Genomic DNA, 6108 nt, shown 5'->3' with positions numbered 1-6108 from the left:
CGGGAGAACATGTCTTCAGATGCAGGACATGAGATTATGGTCAGCCGGAGCATTCAGGCGGAAGGAACCTTCGGAGATCTTAAAGAAAACTACAGATACAGCCGATTGAGACGCCGGGGACTGGAAAACGTAAAATTTGAGGTGCTTATTGTGGCCATGGGACACAATATCAGAAAATTAAACAACAGAAATCGGATGAGTTGCCCAGAACTCGAACGTTATGGAAAATTAAAGGAGCAGAAAAGCGAAATCTGAAAAAGATTATAAACAGTCTTTTTGAGTTTTGGCTCTTTTCAGTGCGTTCAAAAATTGACTTGAGCGGAAAAACACATCATAAAACAGGATTGAATCAGATAAAAAGCATAGAAAAAGGGGCTGTAAATCTCGCTGATGAAAAATCAATCGAAATTTAACAGCCCCTTTTTAAACTTTTCCTTCTATGGATTGTCAACAAATGGATTAACAATCTTTTTTAATCCTTCTAAATCTTCTGTCTCCTACTCAGCTCTAAAGGCGGTTTCTTCTTTAATAAATACCAGGAATAAACCAGACAATATATAATCAGAAGCATCGTAACCAGAATGTACATCTGATTTGAAAGTTCTCCACTATAAACCGAAAGAAAATCTACCAGGGAATGAGTAATAATGCATGGCCAGAGATTTCCTGTGCGCACAAGCACCAGAGCAAATACCAAACCCACTCCAAAAGCATATACAATCTGTAATACAGTCTCCAATGGTTCCTGTCCAGTAAACAGATTAGCAATATGTCCAACGCCAAAAGCCACTGAACTGATCACAATAGCCTGAACCAGCGAATCCTTTCTTAATGCCAGAAACAGATATCCGCGCATGATCACCTCTTCGATAAATCCAACCAGAATCATTGATATCGAAGAGAAGACCAAGGCAGAAACCGGTTTAGTAAAATGAAGCCCTGCAATCAGATTCACTGACGGGATAACCAGAAGTCCTAACAAATAAAGACTTTTTCGATTCATTGTGAATTTTTCAAGACCAAGATCATCACTAAGATGCAGCAATCGATTCAATATCAGCAGAAAAATTGTCACAGTAAAAAGCCATAGAGTCATGATCCAGGACTCGTTATAACCATTGCTTCTGAGGTTTCCTGTGACAATCACATAAGCAATGACCAATACCAGAGCGATCATCAGCGAATGGTGATTATAAAATTGTCTTAATCCATTTTCCTGATTCCTATCCATCCTATCCATTTCCCTTTCTTACTTTCCTGAAGTCTCATCAAGACCGATCTGCAGAGCATTCCAGCAATCTACAAGATCGCTTCTGATCTGCTCTTCATCTACTTCCATGATCTGATCGGCGATCAGACAGGCATAGCCATGAATATAAACCATCAGGATCCGAAACATTCTTTTCATCATTTCAGATGATATCCCTGATTCAGTACTCATGGAATTCAGTATTGGATCCAGAGCAGGATCTTCAATTAACTGATTGATGGTCTGGCTCTGTTGAAATGACGATTCAGATCCTGGTTCATTAAGAAACAGCCAATGAAAAAGATGATTTTCCTGACTGGCAAACCGTATGTAATTCATACCAATCTGCAAGGGAATGGAATCCTTGGAAGTTTCATCAATTTTCATCAGATAGTGCGTATGATAGAGATCTGCACTTTGCCAGACTTCCTGACGCAATTGTTCACTGCTTTCAAAGCAGCTCATAATAGGCTGAGTCGATATTTTCAACTGGGCTGCAAGCTGGCGTATGGTTAATGCTTTATAACCATGTTTGCGAACCAGATTCAATGCGCTTTGCAGAATTTCTTCCTTTGAATATTTTGGTTTTGGCGGCATTTAACCTCTTCCTTTGTCTTCTACGATTTAAATCGCCCAATACCGGAATGTAAATTCCGTTTTATTACCTATGTTATATAACACCTGTTATTTATCAGCAAGTCTTTGCTTATCTTATTGATTTGTTTTTACCTTACTTGCTTGTCTTGCTTTCTTTTGGAATAAATTCTTTTTCTCTGGCTTCTGAGTTCAAAAGGCAGGATTTGAAGAGCCTGAGAATTCTGCCATAGTCCAATTCAGGATTTGGTCGTATGATTATTCATGGGTCGAAGTTCACCGATTCACGAAACGAATGGAAAGGAGACGTCTTTTAAGTGAAACTGATGCTTAAATACCTGTTCAGACATAAAGTTTTGTTTTGTCTGAACATGATCTGTGCCTTTGGATTTGCGGTTGTTGAGCTGGGTATTCCAACAATCTTTGGAAACATGGTCGATCTTGGAGTTGAAAAAGCCAATCCGGCAGCGATCTATTCTGGTTTTGGTCAGATCCTGGTGGTCGCCATCATTGGTACGATTGGAATGCTGAGTCTGGCTTATGTTTCAAGCCGGTTATCCACAACAATTGTCTATGAAATCCGAAAAGATCTTTTTGAACATGCCATGAGCTTTTCGGCGGCTGAACTGGATCATTTTGGGGTTTCTTCCATGATCACCCGTACAGGTTCAGATGCCTATCAGATTCTGATGTTTTTGAATACTCTGCTGAAAAGTTCATTGATCTCACCGATCATGCTGTTGGTTTCAGTGATTCTGATCATTCAGACCAGTCTGCCGCTGTCTTTTATTGTTCTTGGTACGATTCCATTCATTCTGATCGGAGTGATCATTGTCTTTCGAATTGCCGGGCCATTATCACAAAAACAGCAGACTTCTTTAGATCAGATCAACGAAATTCTTCGCGAAAACATGAGCGGTATCCGTGTGATTCGTGCTTTCAATAATCAGGTCACAGAAGAAAAACGGTTTACTGCAGAAAACAGGCAATATATGAGTGTGACTTCCCGATTGTTCAAACTGATGAACATGACAGATCCGATGTTCTTCTTTCTGATGAACATCGCATCGATGATGATTTACTATACAGCAGCCGTGCTGCTTGGCAATGAACAGCTGCAGTTAGGTCAACTGCTGATGTTTGTTGAGTATCTGTTTCACTGCATGATGTCTGTGCTGGTTTTGTGCATGGTTTTTATGATGTATCCAAGAGCTTCTGTCAGTGCAAAGCGAATTCAGGAAGTCCTGGAAACAAATCCATCCATCTTCTCTGAAAAATCTCTTCAGAATCTTGGAAGAATTGACTCGATTGAATTTGACCATGTTGGTTTCAGATACCCTGGTAATGAACAGCATACTTTAAAGAACATCTCCTTCAGCGCAAAGACTGGTCAGAAAATAGCAGTTGTTGGTTCGACCGGAAGCGGCAAATCTTCTTTGATTCGTCTGATCAACCGCTTCTATGACGCAAACGAAGGACAGATCCGTATAAATGGGACTCCTATTGAAGAATATGATCTGCAGGTTCTAAGAAATCAGATCTCCATGGTTTCTCAGAAAGCGCATATGTTTTCTGGCAGTGTCGAAGACAATATCCGCTTTGGCAATCGTCAGGCAGACAACGATGATATTTTAGAAGCGATTGAGATCGCTCAGGCTTCAGACTTCATTGCCGAAAGAGAAAACGGTCTGCTTGATGAGATCAGCGAAGAAGGAACGAATCTTTCCGGTGGCCAAAAACAGCGCCTGTCGATTGCAAGAGCCATTATCTCGAATGCAAGCTTCTTTATCCTTGATGATTCCTTTTCCGCTCTGGATCTGAAGACAGATGCCAGTCTAAGAAAAGCGCTCGAACCGCTCCGACAGAATTCAATCTTTCTGGTTGTTGCTCAGAGGATTTCTTCCATTCTGGATGCGGATCTGATTCTCGTCCTCGATCATGGCGAAATCCAGGCTATGGGTACTCACCAGGAACTCTATAAAAATTCTCCACTTTATCGTGAAATTGTGTTATCTCAGATGTCAGAAATGGAGGCCGAAAAGTATGCGTAAACAGCTCGATATGCCTAAAAATCTGACATTTGGCCAATGCCTGAAACACTTGTGGATTTATATCCGTCCAAATCAGAAAAAACTCTGGATTGGACTGGCCCTTGTCATTCTGATGCAGGTCATCTATGTCATTATGCCTTTGGCAGAAGGTCAGATTACCAGCCAGTTACAACTTGATGTACAGGCGATCAATGACAAAATCCCCGGGGCTCATATTCAGATGGATAAGATTTTTACCTTTTTATCCATCCTGTTGGGGATTTATATCGTAAAGATTACATCGCAGTTTATTTCCGCTGTAACTCTGACTGATGCGATTCAGAAGACCATCTTTGATTTGCGAAATGCGGTCGAGCATAAAATCAATCGTCTTCCAGTTTCCTATTTTGATTCGCATCCCACTGGTGATCTTCTTTCCCGTATTACCAATGATGTTGAAACTGTATCCAATGCTTTGCAGCAGACACTTGCCCGCGTTCTTTCAGCGATTGTCTCGTTTATTCTGATTCTGTTTTCAATGTCCATGATTAATACCACAATGACTCTGATCGTTTTAATCGGTCTGCCGATCATTGCCTTGATCTCAGTCGGGATCATACGCCGTTCTCAGCCCATCTTTGACCAGCAGCAGGCTGCTTTGGCTAATATGAGCAGTACAGTCAATGAAATGTATACCGGATTCAGCGAAATACTGATCTATAATCAGCAGGATTATGCCAAAAGCCAATTTGAAAAAGCGAATCGCGAGATGCAAAGCCGCAGCTTTCTGGCCCAGACCATTTCCGGAACCATCGGTCCCTTAACCAGTCTGGTTACCTATACTGTCATTGGACTATGCTGCCTGTATGGCTGTTTGCAGGTTCTTAATGGCACCTTGCTTTTGGGGCAACTTCAGGCATTCATCCGCTACATCTGGAACATCAATGATCCGGTCTCTCAGCTTTCGCAGCTTTCAAGTGCGGTGCAGTCCGCATTTTCCGGAATGAACCGTCTGTTTTCCTTCCTTGATCTTCCTGAAGAAGAACAGACCCAAACAATAAAACCGATTCAGAATGTTGAATGCGTTGATTTTGAACATGTTTCCTTTTCCTATACGGATCAGCCGTTAATGAAGGATGTGACCTTTACAGTAAAGAAGAATCAGACGGTCGCCATCGTTGGTCATACAGGTGCGGGCAAGACGACTCTGACCAATCTGCTGCTTCGCTACTATCCTTACCAGAGCGGCTTTATTCGTATCAATTCACAGGATATCAATGATTTTTCCTTTGAAGATTTAAGATCTCTATACGGTCTCGTCCTGCAGGATCCATGGCTTTTTGAAGGAACCATTGAAGAAAATCTGCGCTATGCCAAACAGGATTCTACCGATGAAGAGATTGCCCAGGCGATTCGAATCGCAAGGCTTGAAGAAACGATCGATCGGCTTCCGGATGGATTAAAAACCCATCTATCAGAAAATGCCGATAATCTTTCGCAGGGTGAAAAACAGCTGCTGACTATTGCAAGAGCGATTCTGAAAGATCCGCAGATCCTTATTCTTGATGAAGCAACCAGCAGCGTGGATACCCGGCTTGAAAAAAGACTGCAGGAAGCGGTCTACGATGTCGTGCAGTCAAGAACCTGTTTTGTCATTGCCCATCGTTTGAGTACGATTTTAAACGCTGATCTGATCCTGGTTATGGATCATGGACACATCGTCGAAAGCGGCACTCATCAACAGCTGCTAGAGCAGGGTGGAATTTACGCCAGCCTCTATATGTCGCAGTTTCAGGATCAATAATTGTTCTCAGTAAAACAGGAAGCCAACAATCAATCATTTGAGCAGAAACTATAAACAAAATGGACTTCAGAACATTCGCATATCCGGAATGTAAACTGAAGGTAAGTTCTTTATATTTGACGGGGTTAAACCCTCCGGTGACCGTTGTTAGATTATCTACAACGAAACTGGAGGATTTTTCATTATGCCGAATTATCACTATGCGTCAACCAGAAAAGGAAACCGGAAATTCTGGACCAGACAGGTTCAGGCTTATCACCTGTCCGGACTTTCTCAGAAGGAGTTCTGCCAGAAGAATGGCTTAATCTATACCTCTTTTGGCTACTGGAAACGCAGATTGGAAAGGTCTGCGAAAGCTGAAGGAATAGAGTTTGTAGAGATTGATGTCGCTGCTGTCGCAGAAAACTCTGCCGCTATTACTCTGTCTGTCG

The 6108-nt window shown here is 41.9% G+C and carries 6 protein-coding genes; 4 read left to right on the top strand and 2 right to left on the bottom strand.

What is annotated here, in order from left to right; translation table 11 throughout:
- Nucleotides 1-255 (top strand): transposase (locus tag BO222_RS03895; RefSeq protein ID WP_075817320.1); only part of this gene is annotated, 255 nt, incomplete at its 5' end.
- Nucleotides 256-481: 226 nt separating this feature from the next.
- Here the strand turns inward: BO222_RS03895 and BO222_RS03890 are convergent.
- Complete coding sequence (locus tag BO222_RS03890; protein ID WP_158024551.1) at nucleotides 482-1231, bottom strand: CPBP family intramembrane glutamic endopeptidase; 750 nt, start codon at nucleotides 1229-1231, stop codon at nucleotides 482-484.
- Nucleotides 1232-1249: 18 nt separating this feature from the next.
- Nucleotides 1250-1846, bottom strand: a complete 597-nt coding sequence (locus BO222_RS03885; protein ID WP_075818524.1) for a TetR/AcrR family transcriptional regulator — start codon at nucleotides 1844-1846, stop codon at nucleotides 1250-1252.
- A gap of 323 nt (nucleotides 1847-2169) precedes the next feature.
- Between BO222_RS03885 and BO222_RS03880 the strand changes: the two genes are divergently transcribed.
- The 3 genes from BO222_RS03880 to tnpA form a co-directional block, all read left to right on the top strand.
- Nucleotides 2170-3894, top strand: a complete 1725-nt coding sequence (locus BO222_RS03880) for an ABC transporter ATP-binding protein (protein WP_332888861.1) — start codon at nucleotides 2170-2172, stop codon at nucleotides 3892-3894.
- Nucleotides 3887-5677, top strand: a complete 1791-nt coding sequence (locus tag BO222_RS03875) for an ABC transporter ATP-binding protein (protein WP_233131202.1) — start codon at nucleotides 3887-3889, stop codon at nucleotides 5675-5677. The genes BO222_RS03880 and BO222_RS03875 overlap by 8 nt, the downstream gene beginning before the upstream one ends.
- A gap of 184 nt (nucleotides 5678-5861) precedes the next feature.
- On the top strand, nucleotides 5862-6108 hold a 247-nt coding region (gene tnpA, locus BO222_RS03870), incomplete at its 3' end, for an IS66 family insertion sequence element accessory protein TnpA (protein ID WP_198931990.1).

The organism is Ileibacterium valens (genome assembly GCF_001945525.1).
In the GTDB taxonomy this organism is placed as follows: Bacteria; Bacillota_I; Bacilli_A; order Erysipelotrichales; family Erysipelotrichaceae; genus Ileibacterium; species Ileibacterium valens.
Note: the sequence above shows the minus strand (reverse complement) of the source record. Positions and strands in the feature narration are given on the sequence as shown.

Coding starts and splice junctions, on each gene's coding strand:
- BO222_RS03890 (WP_158024551.1), bottom strand. CDS start 1,231: ATGGATAGGAATCAGGAAAATGGATTAAGACAATTTTATAATCACCAT.
- BO222_RS03885 (WP_075818524.1), bottom strand. CDS start 1,846: ATGCCGCCAAAACCAAAATATTCAAAGGAAGAAATTCTGCAAAGCGCA.
- BO222_RS03880 (WP_332888861.1), top strand. CDS start 2,170: ATGCTTAAATACCTGTTCAGACATAAAGTTTTGTTTTGTCTGAACATG.
- BO222_RS03875 (WP_233131202.1), top strand. CDS start 3,887: ATGCGTAAACAGCTCGATATGCCTAAAAATCTGACATTTGGCCAATGC.